15 protein-coding genes are annotated in these 20,896 nt (G+C 67.8%); 10 read left to right on the plus strand and 5 right to left on the minus strand.

What is annotated here, in order from left to right; all coding sequences use genetic code 11:
* Entirely contained in the window at window positions 1-1,533 is a 1,533-nt protein-coding gene (locus tag O3Q52_RS08120; protein ID WP_269648129.1) for a TerD family protein, read from the minus strand.
* Between the two features lie 604 nt (window positions 1,534-2,137).
* On the opposite strand from O3Q52_RS08120, the gene O3Q52_RS08125 reads away from it, so the two are divergent.
* Window positions 2,138-2,989 carry a hypothetical protein gene (locus O3Q52_RS08125; protein ID WP_269648130.1) on the plus strand — a complete coding sequence of 284 codons (852 nt, stop codon included), beginning with the start codon at window positions 2,138-2,140 and terminating at the stop codon, window positions 2,987-2,989.
* Between the two features lie 108 nt (window positions 2,990-3,097).
* Window positions 3,098-3,244 (plus strand): hypothetical protein, encoded by a 147-nt coding sequence (locus O3Q52_RS08130; RefSeq protein ID WP_269648131.1) that lies wholly within the window; start codon window positions 3,098-3,100, stop codon window positions 3,242-3,244.
* Between the two features lie 114 nt (window positions 3,245-3,358).
* On the opposite strand, the gene O3Q52_RS08135 is transcribed toward O3Q52_RS08130, so the two are convergent.
* The 3 genes from O3Q52_RS08135 to O3Q52_RS08145 all read right to left on the minus strand — a co-directional run bounded on the left by O3Q52_RS08135 (window position 3,359) and on the right by O3Q52_RS08145 (window position 7,074).
* The gene (locus O3Q52_RS08135; protein ID WP_269648132.1) at window positions 3,359-4,246 is read right to left on the minus strand and encodes a hypothetical protein; all 888 of its coding nucleotides are present in this window, start codon (window positions 4,244-4,246) and stop codon (window positions 3,359-3,361) included.
* Window positions 4,247-4,407: 161 nt separating this feature from the next.
* Window positions 4,408-4,962, minus strand: a complete 555-nt coding sequence (locus O3Q52_RS08140; protein WP_269648133.1) for an XRE family transcriptional regulator — start codon at window positions 4,960-4,962, stop codon at window positions 4,408-4,410.
* A gap of 6 nt (window positions 4,963-4,968) precedes the next feature.
* Window positions 4,969-7,074 (minus strand): DNA-binding transcriptional regulator, encoded by a 2,106-nt coding sequence (locus tag O3Q52_RS08145; RefSeq protein WP_269648134.1) that lies wholly within the window; start codon window positions 7,072-7,074, stop codon window positions 4,969-4,971.
* A 655-nt stretch (window positions 7,075-7,729) separates the two neighbouring features.
* Between O3Q52_RS08145 and O3Q52_RS08150 the strand changes: the two genes are divergently transcribed.
* Window positions 7,730-8,125, plus strand: coding sequence for a hypothetical protein (locus O3Q52_RS08150; protein WP_269648135.1), 396 nt, complete (start codon window positions 7,730-7,732; stop codon window positions 8,123-8,125).
* A 71-nt stretch (window positions 8,126-8,196) separates the two neighbouring features.
* Here the strand turns inward: O3Q52_RS08150 and O3Q52_RS08155 are convergent, their stop codons facing one another.
* The gene (locus O3Q52_RS08155) at window positions 8,197-10,515 is read right to left on the minus strand and encodes a DEAD/DEAH box helicase (protein ID WP_269648136.1); all 2,319 of its coding nucleotides are present in this window, start codon (window positions 10,513-10,515) and stop codon (window positions 8,197-8,199) included.
* Window positions 10,516-10,749: 234 nt separating this feature from the next.
* Between O3Q52_RS08155 and O3Q52_RS08160 the strand changes: the two genes are divergently transcribed.
* The 7 genes from O3Q52_RS08160 (at window position 10,750) to O3Q52_RS08190 (ending at window position 20,858) form a co-directional block, all read left to right on the plus strand.
* Entirely contained in the window at window positions 10,750-11,751 is a 1,002-nt protein-coding gene (locus O3Q52_RS08160) for a TniQ family protein (protein ID WP_269648137.1), read from the plus strand.
* Between the two features lie 186 nt (window positions 11,752-11,937).
* Complete coding sequence (locus O3Q52_RS08165) at window positions 11,938-12,639, plus strand: TnsA-like heteromeric transposase endonuclease subunit (RefSeq protein WP_269648144.1); 702 nt, start codon at window positions 11,938-11,940, stop codon at window positions 12,637-12,639.
* Entirely contained in the window at window positions 12,639-14,864 is a 2,226-nt protein-coding gene (locus tag O3Q52_RS08170) for a transposase (protein WP_269648138.1), read from the plus strand. The genes O3Q52_RS08165 and O3Q52_RS08170 overlap by 1 nt, the downstream gene beginning before the upstream one ends.
* Window positions 14,865-14,899: 35 nt before the next feature.
* A complete protein-coding gene (locus O3Q52_RS08175) occupies window positions 14,900-16,045 on the plus strand; it encodes an ATP-binding protein (protein ID WP_269648139.1) in 1,146 nt (381 codons plus the stop codon).
* 94 nt (window positions 16,046-16,139) lie between these two features.
* Window positions 16,140-17,201: a hypothetical protein gene (locus O3Q52_RS08180; protein WP_269648140.1), complete on the plus strand. Its 1,062-nt coding sequence runs from the start codon at window positions 16,140-16,142 to the stop codon at window positions 17,199-17,201.
* Window positions 17,202-17,589: 388 nt separating this feature from the next.
* Window positions 17,590-19,467, plus strand: a complete 1,878-nt coding sequence (locus O3Q52_RS08185; protein ID WP_269648141.1) for an ATP-dependent endonuclease — start codon at window positions 17,590-17,592, stop codon at window positions 19,465-19,467.
* Window positions 19,464-20,858: a UvrD-helicase domain-containing protein gene (locus O3Q52_RS08190; RefSeq protein WP_269648142.1), complete on the plus strand. Its 1,395-nt coding sequence runs from the start codon at window positions 19,464-19,466 to the stop codon at window positions 20,856-20,858. The genes O3Q52_RS08185 and O3Q52_RS08190 overlap by 4 nt, the downstream gene beginning before the upstream one ends.
* Window positions 20,859-20,896: the final 38 nt, after the last annotated feature.

Here is a 20,896-nt window from a genome sequence, read left to right on the forward strand (position 1 = left end):
TTACACGTTGACTCCGTGGTCCAGCGCGATTCCACGCAACCCAGAGGCGTAGCCTCGGCCAATAGCCCGGAACTTCCATTCCGTGCCGGTTCGATAGAGCTCACTGGAAACCACGGCGAATTCAGTGGAGACATCCGCGGCGAACTCGTAGATGGCTACCTCCTGCCCGTCCAACTGATCAATGACTCGGATACACAAGTGGCCTACGCTGTCGAATCTCTGCTGTCGGTTTCCTGCATCGTAGATCGCAACCGGAAACACAATTTTTGCGGTCTCGGCCGGGACGGCGGTCAGATCAATCTTGATCCTTTCGCTGGCATGCTCGTTTCCAACAGTGAGGTGTTCGACCGCTCCTTCAGGGCTCTGCCGGTTGTTGAAGAACACGAAGTGCTGGTCAGATAAGACCTTGCCGTTGGCACCAACCACCAAGGCGGAGACGTCGATGTTGAAGTCTGGGCCGGCTGGCTTCCCTAGGCCCCAGTCCAGGCTGATAATGACGGTCTTTAGATCGGGCGCCTTCTCAGTGAGCGAGACTTCGCCACGCTTGCGGAGCTGCGTGCTTACGTTAACTGGGCGTACTTTCACTTCTGTCTGACGTATAGGTGAGGCACTTGGTGAATTTGGGAGCTGAAGTACGGTTGGTCGTATACGGACGGTAGAGGCGACGGATTCCGGTAGCCACTCACTCTCAGTAAAAGTTCGCGCGAGATTTCGCCGGTCCCCGACCGCGCCAGCAAGTTGTTCCAGTAGTGCGGACACAGAGATCCGTTGGGTGGGGTCCTTAACCAGGCACTCTGCCGTTACCGTCCGGAGTGCGGGAGGGAGGTTTCTCAGGTCGGCTTCTTCATACACGGCACGGAAATTCACTGCATGAGCCATTCCTGTGCCGAACGGCCCGGCTCCGGTCGCAGTGAAGGCCAGTACAGCTCCCAATGAGAAGACGTCACTCGCCGGACCGACCAACCCACCTGTGATCTGCTCGGGAGACATGAACCCGGGTGTGCCGACCACCATGCCTGTTCGCGTCAAAGCAGATGCCTCATCTGCGACTGAGATCCCGAAGTCGATCACTCTAGGACCGTCAGTTGCGAGTAACACGTTGGAAGGTTTTAGGTCCCGGTGGATCACTCCGGCGGAGTGGATGGCCTCGAGTGCCTCTGCCAGCCCTGCGCCCAGAGCCAGTGTTGGCTCCTGCGGCCACGGCCCATGGGCAGCGACCGCCTTCCCGAGGGAGACGCTTGGCACATAAACCGTCGCCAGCCAAGCTGGGGAGCCATCCAGATCGGCATCGATTACTCCCGCTGTGAAAGCCCCGTTCACCCGGCGGGCAGCTTTGACCTCTCGAGCAAACCTGAGCAGGAAGCTGTCGTCGGCGGCCAGCTCGGATCGTATGACTTTCACAGCGACTGCCCGACCACCCGGCGAGCGCCCCAAGTACACCTGTCCCATGCCACCCGCGCCCAGTCTCGCGACGATCCGATACCGCCCGATCTGGCGCGGATCTGTTGCTTCCAGAGACTCGAACCCCGTCACACCACGCCCCCGCCGCAGCCCTCGCGGCCGAGGCCGCCATCAAAGACTACCTACCATTCTTCCTCCGCCTTCAGGACATCTTCAGGCCAACTGACTCCCTACGTGTCCTGGGCATGTGGGCAAGAGCTGGCGTCAAGTGTTGTCGGTTGGTGAGCCTGGCACCGCAGTCGAGACCTCTTGAGCGGGCTGCGGGGGAAAGCAGGTCAGTCCCCGACTATGGTGCCTCTTCGTTGAGCGAACGAAGGGAGACGCTGTGGACTCCGAGCAGCCGGGTCGACGGGCGAACTTCACGGATAAGACCAAGGGCAGACTGGCGCTGAGGGCAGCTTACCGGTGCTCCAACCCAGGCTGTGGAGCGTTAACCATTGGCCCAGGATCGGGCAGTGCGGACTTTGAGCTCACAGGCACGGCCGCCCATATCTATGCTGCAGCACCCAATGGCCCCCGCGGCACCGGCGGCCTGACCGACACCCAGCGCAGTGCTCCTCCCAACGGAATCTGGCTATGTGCCCGTTGCGCACGTCTTGTCGATACCAACGCTGGCGGGGCCTATCCTGCGTCACTACTACGAGGGTGGAAAGATCTCCATGAGACACGAATCCGCATGGAGCACGGCGGCATATCCCGCCCTTTCGGATGGATCCACTCCATCGAAATCCTCAAGGATATCTGGCTAGCGGAGCCGACGACCGTACGGTTCTCGCGATGCAATCTTTTCCTCGGCGGAACGGGTATCGGTAAGACTCACTTCATTTCACTCCTGTCCGGCCTGTCCTCACCTTCAATTATCATGGATCGCCGGGGTCGATCGGATTCGACAGTGCACGCGGCGATCAACTGGTACAACCCCCAACCACGCCGAGCCGAGTTCAGAGCCGAAGGCAAGCAACTACTCTTCTCGGCTGACGGAACCACTGTGCCGTTTCTCTCCCAGCCGTATCGGATAGTCACTCTCCCGTCGGATTTGGCATATGCGCCTCGAGATGTGCGCAAGCTAGGAAGGCTGTTCGGCCTAGATCATTGGATCGTTCGAAATCTGATCACGGAGTTGCCAGAGATCGTTCGCGGAGCGGTCAAGCAGATACGGATTGTGGAGGATCAGATTCAGGCCGAGTACACCCTGGGTAACAAGGTCATTTCAGATCGAGGTCACGATAGATCGCTGGATAGGAGCGTGGGACTTGAGGTCCTCGTAGCCCTCGCGGAGACCTATGCCCGTACACAGCCAACACTCCTGCTGATCGATGAGCTCTACGGCGGCGGAAATTCCGAGTTCGAACACAACGCTACGGAGCTTCTCAGCTCGCCAATCCGAGGGTTTCAGACCGTAGCCACTTCTGTATTCTCACCGCCCGTCGCCCCAGAATGGACGGTGACTCGCCTTGTATACGCATCAGATGACGCCCGCGGCCGTAAGCATTGGGCACGGCTGGTCCAAGACGATTTTGAGGGGTGAGGCAGCCGGACCACGCTGGCCACTTGAGCATGGTGGGGCACAGGATCGATCGCTGAGCGCGATATTGCCAATTTGCGCTGATTTCGTGCCTGATGGTCCTGCGTGGCGGTGACGCAGCGTAGAAGGTGCAAAAAAAGGGGCACCACCACCTTCGGCAGTCTCCTCAAGCGAGCACAGATACCCCGCTACCTCATGTTCAAACTGCTCGACGCCTACGCCGACCGGCTCGCCGACTCTCTTGACCGCCAGCGCTGAACTCGCCAAGTAAAGCGCGACCACAGTAAGTGTGCCGAGGCTTTGTCACCGCTACAGCCGTTTGACCTGGCCAATTGCGTTAAGTGAAACATGCATTGCCACTTGAGAGGCGGACTACTTATCACCACTGGCAGAAGAGGTACTCGAAGGCCACCCGCTTCCCGCCTGCTGTGAGAGCGCCCGATAGGCACCCAGCATCGCGGTGGCTGCGCCATTGGCCGACCAGGTTGCACCGACGAGGCGGTGAGGGCCCGCTCGGCCAGCCTGGTCCATCACGGTCGGAACGAGAGAGGCGATGTTGTGGCCGTTCGTAATCATGGTCGGCAGAAATTCCTCGCTCAGGTTCCCGAAAACCTGCGCCTCCCCCGAGCCGTCTGGGCAGAGATGGGCTACCACGCACGACTCACCGACGGTCCCTTCTGCCCTGGCTGATGACTCGCGACTGGTCGTGGCAACTGCCTCTCTGAGACGCTCTGGCGACGGAACCGACGCCAGCAGGCCCTCAAGTTCCTCGCGTTGAGAATCCACAACTGCCGGGCTGTACCCCGTCACGATGCACCGCGGCCCCCGAGGCCGCACGCGGGTCCAGAAAAGTTTGTCGGCGGGGTTTGCCAACTGTGGTCCGTTTGGGCGCTCAAAATTCGAGATCACATAGACTTTGGGCTTCCCCCTCTCGTAGGTAATCATGGTGAAGGTGTGACACCTGAGCCGTATGGGGACCTGGCGCAGCCAAACGGTCGCTTCCTCGACCAGTCGATTGACCACCTGCTCCGGACTGCGCTGACCGGGATTGTGTGTCAGTACATCTGCCAACCATGCAGCCGTGTCGTGGGGGCCGTATCGCGCCACGCCCGTGTAGCAGACCAGCCCCGACCAGCCCATGTACTGCAACACGACTTGCTTCTGCGACGTCTCGCTGACCGTGGCCCCCGAGCCCGTGAGGCGGAAGTCCGAGCTCTGCGTCATGAGCCAGCGAGCAGCGACGGTGATGTTCAGCGTCATAGCCCCTCCTCGCGGCCCTTATTCCACAGTGTGCGTCGGGCCTCGAAGATCAGCATGGGCCGGGGCAGCCGTGGAGAGTCTGATGACAGAAGCACGCCTATGTGACAACTATCGTGCTTCGGCTCAACATGCCGGAGCGCACGGAAGGAGCACCGCCCCGGTCAGTAGTCGACGTCGAGGTAGTCGATGTCGGTGAAGTCCACCAGCAGTCCGTGCGCGCGCCGTCCGCGGTCCTTGAAGTAGATCTCCTGGAGTCCTTCGGCCACGATGTCTTGGAGCTGTTGTTCGGCGGCTCCGGCGGCATGTGCGTCAAAGAGCCGTGCGGCGTAGGCGGGTGGCAGGCCTTGAGTGATGGGCCGCAGCCGCGGGTCGTCGGTGGTGCCCGGGGCTGCGGTGAACCCGAAGCGCGCCCGGGTGTCGATGACGATGCCGCCGGTCGTGGCGGCCTGCTTTCTTGCCCTCTCGCGCACGCGGGGCTGCCACCGTTTGCGGACCTCGCCGGCGAGCCGTTCCGCGAGGTCGCGGCGGGGCTGCTTGAACTGTCCGGTGAGGTAGCGCTCGACGGTGCGCTGGGTGACGCCGAGCAGGTCGGCTACGGCCTGGGTGCCCTTGGTCTGCTTGACCAGGTACTGCATCTGCTTCTGGGCCGACTTCGGCAGGGGGCGGGTGAAGTGTGCGGCGTCGGCCTTGTCGAGGCTGTCGGCGAGGATGCCCATCGGTGCCTACTCCCCCTCGTCCTGGCCGGAGACGACGCCGGTCTTGATGTGCCGGGCGATGTTGACGTCCGGGCCGTGCTCCTCGAGCAGGCCCTCGGCCCACAACACGCTCTGGGTGCCCTCGTGCTTGACCATTCCGGGTGAGACGCCGAGCCGGAAGCCTCCGGGCAGCGGCTTGCCGTCCTGGTAGGGAAGGAAGTCGAGGGGGCCGGTGCCGTCGGAGGCGTATACCGCGCAGTCGGAGAGGATCGCGACCGGGTACAGGCTGGCGTGGGTGGCGAGCTTGAGCATCTTGCGGTGCATGTTGACGCGGGCGCTGGCGATGACGGCGGCGCGGATGTCGGGGCGCCAGGTCGGGCGGGCGAGGGCGGGCCACGCCTCACCCGGCCGCCATCCGCCGCTGCGGGCCCGCTCGCGCAGTTTGCCGATGCCGCCCTTGACGGTGGCCTTGACGGCGCTGAGCACTGCGGCAAGGACGGGATCGGTCTGCTGGTAGCCGGCCATCGCGGCCAGGAACTGCTCTTCGGGCATGCCCGGGGTGACGCCGAGGTCGGCCATCGTGGCGACGTAGGCGTCCCGTAGCCGGGTGTACCAGGCGTCCAGGTAGGGGCCGTGTTCGTAGCGCAGGTAGGCCTCGATAGGGGTGACCTGGTAGCCGAGTTCGACGGCGTAGGCGACGGTCGGGGTCGCGTACCAAGCCGGGCCCGTAGGGCGTTCGCCGTGCGGGGTGAATGGGCTGGGCAGGCGCTCGTCGAAGGTGATGTGCGAGAGGTCGACCAGCCACGAGCCGGGCAGTTTCGCGTCGAAGACCGGGCGGTGGACGTGGACGGGGGCGGAGAGGCCGACGGTCAGCCGGTTGGCGGCCGCGGCGAAGGCCATGTTGACGTCGATGCCGACGACGTAGGGCTTCAAGCATTCCGCGTCCGTCAGCGGCCTCGCCCACTGGTAGGCCTCTTCGTCCAGCACCTGGTCGGGGGTGCGCTGGTGGAAGCGGGGATACAGGGCGGCGACGGCCGGATGCCCGTCGGGGGCCTCGGGCGGGGCGCACTCCACCGGTTCACTCAGCGAGCCGGGCATCGGGCCGGACACCCACTTGCCGGTGGCAGGGTCCTTCACCGCGCGGGTGGGCGGGCGCAGCGCGGTCATCAGTTCCAGTCCGGTGACGGCGGTGGAGCCGCACGGGGTGAGCACGCGGGTGGCGTAGGTGCCCAGCAGGCGGGCGAGTTCGGCCGACTGCAGTTGGTGTGCTGTGTCCCAGGAGCGGGTATCGAGCGCGCCCCAGGGCACGACGGCGAACTGCACGCACTGGCGGCGTGCGCCGTCGGCCGTGCGGTAGACCCGCGCCCAGGGGCCGAAGCCGCGCTTCGTCAACTTCCATTGCGCCGCGGCGAGTTGTTTCGGCGCCGGGTGGTCGTCGGGCAGGCGCAGGCCGCGCCGGTCCTCCAACACGGCTGGCAGGCCAAGGCGTTGGACGGCGGAGGCGGTCAGCACAATCAGCGGGTCGGCGTCCTTGCCCGAGCGGTGCAGGCGGGCAGCGCCCAGGTCCGCCTCGCGCAGCGTCCACTCGACCAGCGTGGGGAGATCGGTGAGCGGGCAGTCGAGGACCAGGCCACCGGTGCAGTACGCCGAACCGTCCCCATCGACGACGGCGAGCGGCCCATGGGTGAAGCGCGCGTCCCCGGCGGCCGGGGCCACCGTCTTCTTGACCGTCAGCCGGCGCGCCGCCGCCACCGGCGGCCGAACCGGAGTCGCCCGGTCCGAGGCGGGCACGACGGGCGATGTGGACTCTTGCGGCTGCGAGATGACGGGGGGCCTGGCGCTAGGTCCCCACGCCGAGCCGGAGGGCGACTCGGGGGCGGGGAAGCGGGCAGCGAGGCCGTCGAGAAGACGGATGTAGGCGGCCCGCTTGGGAGGGCGCGGTTCGGTGCGTCCCGATTCCCAGCCGGTGACCGTCTCCCGTCGCACCGTCAATGCGTTCGCCACTTGGTCCTGGCTCAGGCCTGCGGCTTCACGCAGGCGCTTGCGTTCGGCGGGATCGGGCAGCGCGTCCGCTGCCGCCTGCTCCAGCAGGGCATCGACCGATGCGAAGAGCCCGTTGTGCTCGTCGGACACGAGAGTCACCTCCACTTCCAACCCTACATGGAACGCACATCGGATCGCACGTCAAGCACACGTCAAGTGTGTGGAGTTGGAGACGGCGCACCGGCGTCCGGAGACTCCATGTCTCCTCTCGACGAAGCCTGAGTTCTCGGCGAGGTTTGATCGTCTTGGCCAGTGGCGGGCGAAGCTCTCCTGTCATGACCGGCACGCCGCCCGCCGCGGGCGCGGCACGGTCGCCGCCTCTGGCCTTTCGGACTACGCTGAAGCCACGATCACCGCTACAGCATCGGCGGCAGGCGCGGCGGTTCCGCTGCGACCGCGGGCTCCTTGCCGGTGGCAGTGGCCGCCATCGGCGGGTCCGCCGGCCCCAGCCCCAGTTCCGGGGCCTGCCGAAGCGGGCAGGTGGGCGGTGCGCTAGCTAACGTAGAGGGTGGCTGCGACAGCTCGCGCGACGTTCTCCTTCCTCGCCCGGGCCATCTCCTGCACGTGCAGCGCCGTCCTCAGCTACTCGACGCGCTGGGCGCCTTCCGGGCCACCAACGTTCTACGGCCCGGGGTTGGTCCATCGCGACGCCGGCCCGGCATAGCGGGAAGCCCTCTCGCTTTGCGACGGGAGGCATCCCCACGGGGGTGTGCCGCAGGCTTGGTCCCCGGCGAAGTGCAGGACGATGGTGGACGAACAGAGCGCAGTGGCGCCGGTGCAGATCCCTGACCGCGCCCATGCGGTGGGGCCTGGCTGGCAGGAGCTCCTGACCAGCCTGCACCAGCAGTTGTGCACGCTTGCCCCCGGTTATGTGCTCACCGGCCTCAAGGAGAAGCTCGGCGGGCTGCGGGTTCAGGTGGAGGCTGAGGGGGCCGACCGTTCCGTGCTGCGTGGCGTGGTGGCTGCGGCGGAGGCGGAGTCGGTGCGTACCTGCGAGTTCTGCGGCGCACCCGGCGGCGTCCGTACCCGCAATGACGAGCCGGGAGGCTGGCGCAAGACCGTGTGCGACACGTGCCGCGGTGCGTGGTCCGCCCACTACCTCACGATCATTCACGGTGCTGTGCGTGATCGACGCGGATGAAGCGCGGGTGTGGTCACCCATACGCTACCGCGCCTCCACCGGGTCCCCGGTTTGGCTGGGGGTCGACTGGTTTATGCCAGCGTTCGTGTCCATCGCATGTCGAGTGCTTCGAGAGCGTCGAGTTGTTCGCGGGTCAGACGGTAGGGCCGCAGGCGTTTGTCAGAGATCCATTCCCCGAGGCGGAAGGAGCTGCCGCGGTCCCAGACGACATGGTCGTAGGGGACGTTGAGGTGCTGATTGGTGCGCCAGTAGGCATGGGCGTGGCGCAGGCCGTGGGCGAAGGCGCGTTCGCTCTGGCTACGAGGCGGGCGCAGCAGCAGGGCGAGCGGGTGGTGGAGCGGCAGGGCTCCGAGGAGGTTGTGCTGGGCGGAGCTGAGGCTGGGCAGGACGTGGAGTTGCTTGTCGAGCCAATGCTCCAGCGGTCGGTCGTCGCTGTCGGGGGCGAGGTCGGGAAATGTCAGTTCGCCGCGGCGGGCGGCTGCGAGAGCGCGTGCGTAGATGCGCCGCCAGTGGCCGTGCTTGTCCCAGCCGGCGTTCCACCAGGGGTTGATCTCGGTGAGGGCCCGCTGGTAGCAGTAGGGCAGTTGCCCCCGGCGGGCCTTGTTGCGGCATGTGTTGATCCAGCGGCCGAAGTCCATGCCCCGGAAGCGTTCCCCCGGGACGGGTACGAGGTGGCCGTGCTGGGCGTGGTAGGCGCGGGCGATGTCCAGGCGGTGCTCGATGCTGGTGCGGGGGTGTTCCCAGATCATGCCCAGGGCGTCGAGGGCTTCGATGCGTTCGGGCTTGAGGCTGTGATTCATGCGCAGGGAGCGCTGGTTGCCCAGCCACCAGCCGAGATAGAAGCGGTCGGGGCCGCAGTAGCTGCTGGGGACCTTCAGGTGGCCGTGCTGTTCGCAGTAGCGCCGTGCGCTTTCGAGGCCGAGTTCCCAGATGCTGTTGTGGGGGTCTTCGGCGTACAGGCGGAGCAGGGGGATGAGTTCGTCGGCGCGTTCGGGGCGCGCCACCGGGTGCAGGGGGTCGGTGACGGTGGGGTGGCGGAGGTAGTGGACGCGGTGGAAGACATGCTCGTCGTAGAGCTTGAGGGCGGACAGGACCTGTTGCAGCAGGTAGAAGCGGGTGCCCTTGGCGGCGTCGGCGAGGTCCTGGCCGGGGGCCTTGTAGACGGGGATGATGATGTGGGCGACTTTGGTCTGGCCGGGCAGCGGGCGCAGGGCGCGGCCGACGGCCTGGACGATCTGGTAGGTGCTGGTCTTGGGGCTGGTGAACAGGACGGAGTCGATGGCGGGGACGTCGACGCCTTCGGCGAAGATCATGCAGTTGGTCAGGACGGCCCGCAGTGGTTTTTTGTCACTGGAGGTCAGGGATGCTTCTTTGAAGGCGCTGACCTGGGTGAGCCTCTCGTAGCGGCTCTGCTCGCAGTTGACGGTGCCGACCTGGAGCGGGCCCTGCATCCGCTTGGGCATCAGGGCAGCTGTCTCGGGGAGGGTCTCGGCGAAGACCTCGGCGGCCTTGATCCGGGGGGAGAAGACCAGGACGCGTCGTAGGTCGTAGTCGTGCATGGCGTGCAGCAGGGCGACCTCGGCGGCTGCCATGCGCAGGCCTTCGGAGTCGGCGGCGAGCATCGGATTGCGGTTGAGGATGGCGCGCAGGTCGGCGTCTTCCACCTCGATGGCGACGATGCGGTAGTCGGCCAGCAACCCCTGGTCGATGGCGTCGGCCAGGGAGAGGCGGAAGACGACCGGCCCGTAGAGGTTCAGGTCATCCATCGACGCGACTTCGATGTTGACCGGGAGGTCCTGGCCCGGGCTGGACTCGAAGTTGCGGGGGGTGGCGGTGACGAAGAGCCGGTGATGGGCGAAGATCTGCTGGCCGTTCAGCAGCAGTGCCCAGGGCTTTGCGAGGTTGCCGGCCGTGCGGTGGGCCTCGTCGCAGACGAGCACGTCCCAGGGCGGCATGTGGAACAGTCGGTGGGCGTCGGCGATCTTTCGCAGCGAGTGGTAGGTAGCGAAGACGCTGACCGGGCCGTCGGCCTGGGAGATCTCTGCGGCGAGTGCGGCAGGGGTGGTGACGGCCGTCAGGATGCCGCGCAGGGCCGGGTCCTTGGGCAGGTCCGGATCTCCGCTGAGGGCGAGGTAGCGGCCGGGGCGGCCTTCTTTGTGCCACTCGCGTGCGGTCTGCTCAAGCAGTTCCAGCGTGGGCACGACGTTCACGGAGTTGCCTGTGGGCGCCATGTGGTGCACGACGTTCAGGGCGATGAACGTCTTGCCGCTGCCGCACGGAGAGTCGACGCGGCAGCGGGGCGCACCGAGGAGGAACTCGGTGACGCAGTTGTCGACCGCCTGCTGTTGGAACGGGCGCAGCGGGGTGCGCAACCGGAGTAACTCGGCCATGGCCGTGCTCCTTTCGGGTTTTTGAGGCGGTCGGGCCCCTTCGAGGGTGGAAGGGAGGCCTACCGCCCTGCGGTGCACAGGCGCCCACACTTCACTCGAACGAGTGACGGGGTCTTGCGGCCGTGCGCAGTCCGGATTGGGATGCGGAGGTTGCGTTGCACGCGTAGCCCGGCCTGGCCGCGTGCGGCCGGCCGGGCTACGCGTGCGGTTCTGGTGGGTGGTGTGGGAGGCGTGATGGCAGACAGGGCCGGCGTATGGGGACCGCGCCGTAGGCTGCGGGTCCCCCTGCCGCGCCTGGCCGGCGAGTCGACCGGCTCGTTCGTCAATCGTCTGGCGCACGCCCACGAGTTGGAGCTCGGAGATCTTTTGGACCGTGTGGGTACGGGCCGCCAACCGGTCAATCCCCGTCTGCCGGCCCTGGCGGAGCTGTATGTCAACCGGGCGGCGCTGGATCATCTGGCGATGCTGTCCGGCCGGACGCCGCACCGGTTGCAGCTGGCCCTGACCAACCTCCAGGACCGTTTTCTGCTGCCGGGAGATGATCCGGCGCGCTGGCAGTGGCCGTTCGAGGTGCGGGAGGGGTATGTGGTGCGCTGCTGCGACCTGTGTGCCCTTGCCCGGGGCGTGTGTGAGGCGGCGTGGCTGGTGTGGCCGGACCCGTGGCGGGTGTGCCTGCGCCACCGGCGATTCGCGGACGACCGCCGCGGCCAGGATCCGCACGTGGTGCGGCTGGAGGGGCTGCCGGAGGTGGTGCGTGCGCACGCCGATCGGGTGCGGCTGGAGCGCCGCTTCGGCGCGGCGGGAGCGGAGCTGTTCGCCGACGGCTTCCAGGTTGTGGCGCGCTGGTGGGAAGGTACGCCGGACGTATGGAGCTGGACGCAGCGGGCCTGGAGGGCGGGCCTGGACGCGCGGGAGTTGCGCACCGCCCCACTGGTTGTCTATCCGGAGGCCGTCCAGCTGGCGCGGGAGATGCTGCGCTACGAGCAGAGCGGCGCGCGCACGCGTGCGGCACGGGCAGTGTGGGTGGAGGAAGTGCAGCAGCTGATGGCCGGCTGGGGGCTGGAGGACGTGGACGGCTGGGGCGAGCTGGCGCAGTGGCTGGATCACCACGCTCAGCCCGCTGCGGCCCCGTTTGCCGACGGTGCCGGTGGAGCCCGTCGGCGCGTGCTGGCCGTGGGGCACAGCCGACTCGCCGAGTCGTCCGGCTCGTTGCGCGAGCGCTCCTGCATGGTGTGAGAACTGGCTTTCGCAGAGAGCGAGTTGGTTGGAAGCGGGTTCGTCAAGGGGGCATCACCCGTTCGAGTGATACCCGTTTCGGTGTGCTGACCGCTGCGGGCGGGAGACGGCCAGGCTGGTGCCACGGCCTGGTTCAGGACGACGGCTCCGGCCGGAGACGCCGGGGGAGGCTTCCGGGTGCGTGAGATGAAGGTGTGGCATCTCGACGACGACGGCCGCTTGGTGTGTGTCGCACCCGAGGCACTGTGGGGTGTGGCGTTGGAGGAGCGCCAGCCGCCCACGGACCCGGTCGCCTACCACGGCCGGCAGGGCAAGCTCTCCGACTGGTGGTCGGCGACGACGGGCACGCTGGTGGTGTGCGGATCCAAGCGGCGCACGTATGTGGCCACCGAGTTGGACTTCGAACCCGCCATCAGCCGGTTCGCCGGGGAGCCGGTTGAGCTGCACTGGGAGCAGGGCCGTATCCGGCACCGGTGGCGGCCGGACTTCATCGCTCTGACGCGCGACCAGCAGCGGCAGGCCGTGGTGCTCGCCCCGCACCGGATGGGCCCGCAGTGGTGCGAGCGCCTGGCAGCGCTGCGCGAGGTCGCCGCTCAGGCCGGCTGGAGCGTGTGCGTGCGAGTGGTGCCGCACGGGGTGCGGCGGGAGAATCTGCTGCTGGTGGCGGACTACCGGCAGCCAGCCGTATGCGAGGAGGCGCATGAGCGGGCCCTGCTGGCGGCGTTCCGGCGGCCGCGGCCGCTGGCGGAGGGTGTCACGGACAGCGGGGTGCCCGAATTCCTCGGCTTCGACCATGTGTACCGGCTGATCTGGCGTCGCCTTCTGGACATCGACTGGGGCCGGCCGCTGCTGCCCTTCTCCCCGGTCTGGGTAGTGGGGAGGCGGTGATGACGGGAACGGTGTCGGGCTGGTTCGAGACCGACCGGGTCTGCTTGGGGGATCTGGTGCGATGGCGCGGTGCCCTGTGGGAGGTCGCTGCCTTCCAAGGGCGGCAGATCAGCCTGCGGTCGCAGTCGGGCGATGTGGCGCCGGTGGACACCTTGTGGCGGGAGGTGGAAAGCGCCCCGGACTTCGCCGTCCTCGATGAGAACAGGCAGGACGTGTCCCGCAGGCAACTGCCTGCACTGGGCGAGCTGCTGGAGGCCGCCACCCCCGCAGAGCGGGAGAAGGCCCTGTGGTGGCACGAGCACATGAAGGAACTCCATACCGGGCTGCGGCCCGGCTGCACGACGGCCCGGTCCGGCTACGACCCGGACACCACCACCTTCAAGCAGCGCTGCCAGACCAAGTCGGCTGAACTCGCCGCCGCTGGCATCGAGTTCAGCTGGCGGGCGCTGGATGACCGGCGCCGCGCCTGGAAGGAGGCCGACGAGAACCCGATGGTGCTGCTGTACGACGGCCGCAAGGCCCGTACCCCTGACCCGGGCGGCCGCACCGACAAGCGGGTCATCGCGCTGATGCACGAGGTCACCGCCCGCCACGCCCGCGAGTCCGGCGGCCGGGTCAACCGCGTATATGAGGATGTGGAAACCCTCATCCATCAGCGCTACAGCCGGGAGTTGCAGGATCCCCGGGAGGCGGAGCGGCTGCTGCTGCCCCGCTCTACGTTCTACACCCGGATGCAGGAGCTCGGGCTGACCGAGCAGCTCAAGAAGACCACGCGCCGGCGCTCACGCCAGGACAGCAAGCCGCAGCGCCCGTACACGCCGTCGGTGGCGCTGCGGCCGGGTCAGCTGGTGCAGATCGACACCTCTCCGCTGAAGATCAAGTTGATCGGGGACGATGGCCGCGCCGTCTCGGCCGAGCTGACCGCCGCGATCGATGTCGCCTCCCGCTCCTGCATGGCCCTCATGATCGTTCCCGCGGTGACCGGGGAGGGGCCGCCCGGCAGGCGTATCGGCGGCCGCGCCACCAAAGCGTTCGATCTGGTGCTGCTGCTGGCGCAGTGCTTCGCCCCGCTGCCCATGCGGCCCGGCTGGGACCCGCTCACCGCCGCCCGCGACTCGGCCCTGCCTTACGGCCAGCTGTGCGCGACCGACGCCCGCTTCGCCGAGGCCGTCGCGGCTCGCCCGGTCATCCACCCGCGGACCATCGTCATCGACCAGGGCAGCCCGTATCTGAGTGACCACTTCAAGATGGTGTGCAGCTTCCTGGGCATCAGCATCGAATACGCGCGCAAGGACACGCCCACCGACAAGCCGCTGGCCGAGGCCTTCTTCCACGGCTTCGCCGACACCTGCGCCCAGTACGTGAAGGGCTGGACGGGCCGCAGCTTCGAGCAGCGCGGCTACGGGGTCGAACGCCAGCGCCTGTTCAGCATCAACCAGATGCAGGCTGCGGCCGAGGAATGGGTGGCGCTCGACTACCAGCAGCAGCCGCACGAGGGTCTGCGCAGCCCTCTGTATCCGGGGATGGTGCTGTCCCCGAACCAGATGTACGACCTGCTGGTGGCGAGCTACGGCTACCGGCCGAGGCAGCTGACGGCCGAGGACAACCGGAAGCTGCTGGTGCCGGCCTGGGTCACGGTCACCGACAAGGGCGTCCAGATCGACAACCGCACCTACCGGTTGCTCGATGGGCGGCTGCGGGACCTGGAGGGCCTCGACTCCGGGCTCGCGCACAAGAACGGCCGGTGGGAAGCCCGCTACAACCCCTACTATCCCGACGTCGCCTGGCTGTATGACCACCGGCTGAGCGGCAGGTGGATCCCGGTGGAGTTCCTCTACCGGCACATGCTGGCCGACCTGCCGTGGACGGCCTATCACTGGCAGGACGCCGCCGAGGAATGGGCGCTGGGCGGCGGCAGCCGCGAGGACGAGGTGGCCATCACCCTGGCCGTGAAGGAACGCCACCGCCGCACCCGCCGCGGGCCGACCGCCCGGCAGGCGGCCGAGCCCCGCCTGCCGTTCCGCGGCGTGATCCACCTGAAGACCGGCGACACGTCCGACTCCGCGGTACCGGCCACGCCGCTGGACCCCGACACCGTTCCCGCCGCCCCCTCGCTGCCCGTGCCGGCCAGGGACGTCGACAACGGCCGCTACACCCTGCCCACGTGGGCCCCGGCCGACTCCGAGGACGACCCGCCACCGGCGGGCACCACTGCGCCCGCATGACCCCGCACCTCGCTTCACCCGCCGAGGAGAGCTGAATGAAGACCACCGTGCCCGCCGCATCCGATGCCCCGGCCGAGATCGCCCACCTGGTGCGCACCACGCCACCCCTGCCCTCATGGATCTTCTCCTGGGAAGGCTGGGACCGGTATGTGCGCACCGAGTTCAATCCACCCGACCTGCTGGACTGCGCTCCCGCGGACGCGGACGTCGACGAGGACGACCCGCGAGTGGACTACCACCGCCATCTGCTGGTGATCGACACCGCGTTCCTGAAGAAATGCCTGCTGCGAGCCCGAGGCACCTTCGGTGTCAACGGCAACCGATACGAGGGCCTGCTGGACATGGTGATCGACGGCCCGGCCGGAACCGGCAAGACGTACCTGCTGCGGCTCATCGGCCGGGAGCTGCAGCGCAGGGTCGAAAAGCACTTCAGCGACCGGGTCCCGGTCGTGCACATCACCGTCCCGCACGACCCGGAGAACGAACTCAACTGGATATGGGAGATCGCTTCCTTCCTCGCTCTGACACCCGAGCCCAAGAGCGAGGGGGAAGCCCGTCAGCTGCGCCGCATTCCCGACCTGTCCCTGCCCGTGCGCACCGTCTTGGAGCGCAAGCAGACCCGCCTGCTGCTGGTCGACGACATCCAGCGGGTCTCCCCCGGCCAACTCGGCCCGATCCTGCACTACTTCGACTACCTGCGCACCCGGCTGGGCATCACCACCATCTTCTGCGGCACCGGCGCGACCGACATCGTCCATGCCGCCCGCAAAGGCTGCGACCGCCGCGACGACGCGCTGTGGACCGCCCACCAGCGGCTGCAGCCCAAGGCCACCACCGCCGAGCTCAGAGCGGCAGTGGCCAAGGAACAGAACGTGCGCAGCCTGCTGCCGGTCACCTGGGTGGACCCGCTGCCCTACAGCGGCGACGCCGAGGGCCAGGCCCCCTTCCTGGCCGTGCTCAAGGGCTACGAGAAGAACCTACGCATGCGCAAGCTGAGCAAGGACGTGCTCACCCGGCACGCCCAGTACCTGCACGACCGGACCGGCGGCTACTTCCTCTACCTGTCCCAGCTCATCTGCGGCGCCGCCGTCAACGCGATCCTCGACGGCACCGAGGACATCACCCTCGATCACCTTCAGACCATCCGCATCGGCCGGGAAGAGATCCTGCCCAGGCACTGACCACCCGTGAGCACCGGGCGGCACAGGCCGCAACCGCCCTCGCGTCAGCACCGTTTCGCCTGTACCCCTCTCGAGGATCGAGCCCGCTATGAGCGTGGACCGGACCGGCATCCAAGACGTGCATGCCCTGTGGCTGCAGACACTGGACTTCCTCCACTACAACGCGCCCCAGACGTGGGCGGACATGCTGCAGCAGGAGGGAGTGACGTTCTTGATGCCGCCCGCCGTGGCGGCACTTGAGCGGGCGCAGGATCAGGCGGCCGCCCTGGCCAACGCGGAAAGGCGCCGACTACGCAAAGCGGACTTGTTCTACATCACGCGGGAAGCCGCCGCCAGCGTCATGGAGCTGACAGACGTCCCGTGCATCGCCCAGATCGCCAGCATTGTGCCCTCCCCCTCCGGGCTGATGGTGTGGGAAGAGCCGCCAGTGCGCATCGAGAGGGGCGTTGTGCTGCGGGCCGTCTCCTGGGGGCCTTCCTATGATGGCGGTACCTGGTGGTCCTGGTGGACGGATACGGCCGCCTGTGTGCGCGCCGGCATCGCAGAGCCGACCATGCTGATGATCCATGGAGGGCTGACCTTCCACGAGGAGGTCCACACCGAGCCCGACTTCTGGCCGGTGCAGGCCGATGACCCCGCTCTGCCGGAGCACCTACAGTTCCGTGCCCTGCTGTTCACGTGGATGGCGATTTCCTGCGGTCTGCTGGTGTACCGCGAATCCGTGGGCCCCAGCCAGGACATCTGCGGACATCTGCGCCGCACGGGTGTGGAGTCCCGGGCGGTGCACCGTGTGATCCCGGCCAGCGGCAGCGACCGGCCGGGGCTGGCGCAGATCCTGCGCCGCCAGCTCCAGCTGGACGGAGCGACCACCGAGGAGCGGCCCTACCCGGGGTACCTGCCGGCGCGGTTGGCCCCATGGCACGTCTATGTGCCGGGTCTCGGGCACCGCCTGATCGTGGAGATCCCTTCGCTTGAGCCCGGGCAGACCGCGGTTCCTACGCTCGGTGCCGGAAGGAGGGTCGGCAACCTCGCGTTCGCGCCGGTCAGGGCGGTGCTGCGCCAGGGCTGGCAGTTCCACAACGGCTATGTGCAGTCCCCGCTGCACTACGATCCAGAACTCGGGCTCCTCACCGATCCCGACGATGACGAGTTCTGACCGCACAGGAACCCACGGCACCCCTGACCGCCGTCTCGGGCAGCTACCGGGCCGGGCCCTTCCCCACAGAGCAGCAGCCCCGGCCTGCCGCAAGCGAGGGCGGTCTTGCCGACGGGCATCACCAGGCCCGGCGCTGTTGCGGATGAACTTCGGGGACGACTACCTGCAGCGCCTGGTGCCGTACGTGACGTTCCTCCCTGGATGAACGATTCGCGGCTCACGTAGAACTGGGCCCCGGCAGCCGGCGCTCCTGTGGCGCGGGCCGTCATCTGCGCTGACCGCTTTGGTTTACGACGAGTTCTGAACGCCGCGCCAGACAATGCCCACTATTATCCGATGATCGCTATTACTCAGAGTGACGTTCCGGGGATGGGGGCGGGCGGTGTACGTGGCCGAGGTGCTGGTGGAGCGGTTCCGGTCGTGCGAGCGGGTACGGATTCCGCTGCGGCCGGAAGTGACGGTGTTGGTCGGGGAGAACAACGCGGGCAAGTCGTCCGTGATCGATGCGCTCCGGCTGCTCACGGACCCCCTGGACGGGCGGCGCGTGCGGTATTTCGAGGAGTCCGATGTCCTCACCACGGCGGCCGCGCAGGGCGGCCCCAGCCTGCAGCTGGACGTCGCCGGCATCGGCCCGCGGGAAAGCGGCGCGTATCTGGAGGCGCTGCTGCCCCAGGGGACTCCTGACAGCCGTACCGCCCGGTGGCAGGTGTCCTGGACGCCGCCGCAAACGGGCGGGCGGCGTGGAAGCACCGTCTGGGCGCAGGGCGCGGGCCTTCCGGTCACGGGGGACCCTCCGGCGCGGGGCGGTGTGCGGCATGTCTATCTGCCGGCGCTGCGCGATGCCGAGCGGGAACTGGCCTCGGCGGGCGGGGATCGGGTGCGGATGATCCTTCGCGGGCTGCTAGGCGATGACGAGCAGGCCGATGCCTTCGTGGAACGGATCGGCACCGAGCTGAAGAAGGTGGCTGCGGACCCGGACGTGGTCAAGGTCAGCGAGAAGATCAACGAGCCGCTGCGGGATCTGACGGTCGGCGCGCATCCCCAGGCGAGTGAACTGGCCCTGGCCGAGCCGACGTTCGCGTCGATCGCCCGGTCGCTGCGCATGCTGCTGGGTGATGTCTCCGCCGCGCCGTTCCCGTTGTCGGCCTCGGGGCTGGGTTACGCCAACACCCTGTTCATCGCCACGGTGATGGCCGAGCTGGACGCGGCGGCGGAGGCGGATCTGACCGTGCTGCTGGTCGAGGAGCCCGAGGCGCACCTCCATCCGCAGCTGCAGACCCTGCTGCTGCGTTACCTGCAGCGGCGGGCGCGCGCCTCGCGCCGGCAGCCGTCGGGGGACCCAGCTGAGCCGGCCGGGCATCTGCAGGTGGTGGTCACCACCCACTCCCCCATCCTGTCGGCCGCTGCGAGCGTTCAGGACCTGGTGGTCATGGCGCGCTGCCCGGGTGAGCTGTCGGACGGCTGGCGGGCGCGGCCTTTGCCCATTCCCCGGCTGCAGTTGAGCCCGGACCGGGTGCGGCATCTGGACCGCTATCTCGATGCCACCAAGAGTGCTCTGCTGTTCGCGTCGCGGGCGATCCTCGTGGAGGGTATTTCCGAGCTTCTGCTGCTGCCGGTTCTGGCCGAGCGGGTCCTCGCCGCAGACGAGGACGCCGATGCGCCGGCGAAGCGGGAGGCGTTCGAGGCGGTGGAACGGTTCTTCGGCACCACCCGGGTGATCGTGGACGGGGTCGGGTTCGAGGTCTATCTGCGGGTGCTGCTGGCGCCCGTTGACGGCATCTGTCTGGGCCGGCGGGTTGCCTTGATCACCGACACGGACGTGGCACCCGATCAGCCAGAACCACCCCGGCTGCAGTCGCTGCGGAAGCTGCCGCGCGGCTGGCATTCTCCTGGCGAGCTGCACCTGGCCGCGGCGCCGAGGACGCTGGAGCCGGCCCTGTGGTCGCAGAACAACATCACCGCCTTGCGGGCGGCGTTCCTGCGCTGCGCGCCGCACTCGCAGGACCGCTGGAAGCAGGTCGTTGAGGCGACGGATCCCGCCCTGGCGTTCGGGGAGCTGTTCGTCCCGAAGGCCAGCCGGACCGTCACCAGCACGGACGGAGAAATCCTGAAGGGCACCGAGATCTCCAAGGGCCGGTTCGCGCAGGAACTCGCCGACATACTGGCCGACCGGGTGGTGCCGTTCACGGTGCCCGAGTACCTGGCGGGTGCCATCCGTTTCATCACCGCCCAGGACACGAGCACGCCTGCAGTGGGCGCGCCATGACGACGCCTCAGCAGGATCCGGTACGGGCCGACGCCGAGAAGCAGCAGCAGGCCGCCATGGCCGTGGCCGCGCCTGCCTACGTGGCCGCCTGCCCGGGCGCGGGCAAGACGCATGTGATCACCAACCGGCATCTACAGTCGCCCCGGCAGCGGCTGCGGAAGGGGCGGGCACTGATCTCGTTCACACGGGTGGCGCGGGACCAGATGGCCCGCCGCTGCCGCTCGGCGGGCCGCGCCGATCTGGTCCAGGCGCCGCACTTCATCGGCACGCTCGACTCGTTCCTGTGGGAGTTCCTGGTCAAGCCGCGGCGGGCGGCCCAGCCGGCGCCCCGTCTGCTGGAATCCTGGGCGAACATCAAGGCCCTGGTGGAGGGCACGGACCGGGAGATCAACCTGCACCGCTTCCCCATGACGGTAGATCCCTCCTACCCCGAGGCGCGCGAGGCTGTTGCCTGGGACAAGCTCGACTACGACACCCGCCAGCTCATCAAGGACACCTCCTACAGCCGCGCGCAGTGGGAGAAGAAGATCTTCGAGACCCGCAAGGCGTGGTGTGACGAAGGCTATTTGACCGGGCACGAGGCGCGGGTCCTGGCCCTGTGGAACCTGCGCCACGCCAAGACCGCCGCCGCTCTGCTGCCCCCGCTGCTCTCCCGGTTCGCGGAAGTCGTCGTCGATGAGGCACAGGACTGCTCCGCCGCCGACCTGGCGATCCTTCAGCTGCTGCACGACGCCGGCCTGCCGCTGGTTCTCGTCGGCGACCCGGACCAGGCCATCTACGCCTGGCGCGGCGCCGAACCCCAGGCTCTCCAGTCCTTCGCCGCTCAGCTCTCCCCCGCCCCGCACCGCCTGACCGGCAACTGGCGCAGCTCCCCCGTCATCTGCCGGCTCGCGTCCACCCTGCGCACGGGGCAACGCCCGCCGGACACCTCCGTGGTGCGCGACGACGACATCCCCGTCCTCGTGCTGCCCACCCGATTCGCCGACTCCGGCAGCCGGCACCTGCACGCCCCGACCGGTGCCGGCATCGTCGACGCCTTCCGCACGCTGGCCGAGGAGTACGCCGTTCCGGCCAAGGACTGCCTGGTGACCGCCTACAAGTACGCCACCTTGCCGGGCATCACCCGGGAAAAGCCCAACACCAAAGCAATCACCAGCCTGGCCTGGGCCCGCACCCTCACCCACACCCCGGGCGCCAGCGGCGATGACCTCGCCCGGGCCTGCGCGGTCGCCGTGCGCGTCCTGTTCGGCTACTGGTACCCGGGCGAAACCGGCGGCCCCGACCGTATCATGGCCGGCCACCGTCTCTCGGCCGGACAGGTCAACCGCACGGCGTTCGCCTTCCTGCACAGCCTGAACCGCCCCGGCTCGAATGGAGACTCGATTTCATGAAAGGATCGAGTCATGGCACGACCTTCCCGTTACCCGCT

The organism is Streptomyces sp. ActVer (genome assembly GCF_027270795.1).
Lineage (GTDB): Bacteria > Actinomycetota > Actinomycetes > Streptomycetales > Streptomycetaceae > Streptomyces > Streptomyces umbrinus_A.

What these genes read in the sequence shown, in the direction of transcription:
- O3Q52_RS08175 (WP_269648139.1), top strand. Translation starts at nt 14,900, where the DNA reads ATGAAGACCACCGTGCCCGCCGCATCCGATGCCCCGGCCGAGATCGCC.
- O3Q52_RS08170 (WP_269648138.1), top strand. Translation starts at nt 12,639, where the DNA reads ATGACGGGAACGGTGTCGGGCTGGTTCGAGACCGACCGGGTCTGCTTG.
- O3Q52_RS08160 (WP_269648137.1), top strand. Translation starts at nt 10,750, where the DNA reads ATGGCAGACAGGGCCGGCGTATGGGGACCGCGCCGTAGGCTGCGGGTC.
- O3Q52_RS08135 (WP_269648132.1), bottom strand. Translation starts at nt 4,246, where the DNA reads ATGACGCTGAACATCACCGTCGCTGCTCGCTGGCTCATGACGCAGAGC.
- O3Q52_RS08125 (WP_269648130.1), top strand. Translation starts at nt 2,138, where the DNA reads ATGGAGCACGGCGGCATATCCCGCCCTTTCGGATGGATCCACTCCATC.
- O3Q52_RS08150 (WP_269648135.1), top strand. Translation starts at nt 7,730, where the DNA reads ATGGTGGACGAACAGAGCGCAGTGGCGCCGGTGCAGATCCCTGACCGC.
- O3Q52_RS08190 (WP_269648142.1), top strand. Translation starts at nt 19,464, where the DNA reads ATGACGACGCCTCAGCAGGATCCGGTACGGGCCGACGCCGAGAAGCAG.
- O3Q52_RS08155 (WP_269648136.1), bottom strand. Translation starts at nt 10,515, where the DNA reads ATGGCCGAGTTACTCCGGTTGCGCACCCCGCTGCGCCCGTTCCAACAG.
- O3Q52_RS08140 (WP_269648133.1), bottom strand. Translation starts at nt 4,962, where the DNA reads ATGGGCATCCTCGCCGACAGCCTCGACAAGGCCGACGCCGCACACTTC.
- O3Q52_RS08165 (WP_269648144.1), top strand. Translation starts at nt 11,938, where the DNA reads ATGAAGGTGTGGCATCTCGACGACGACGGCCGCTTGGTGTGTGTCGCA.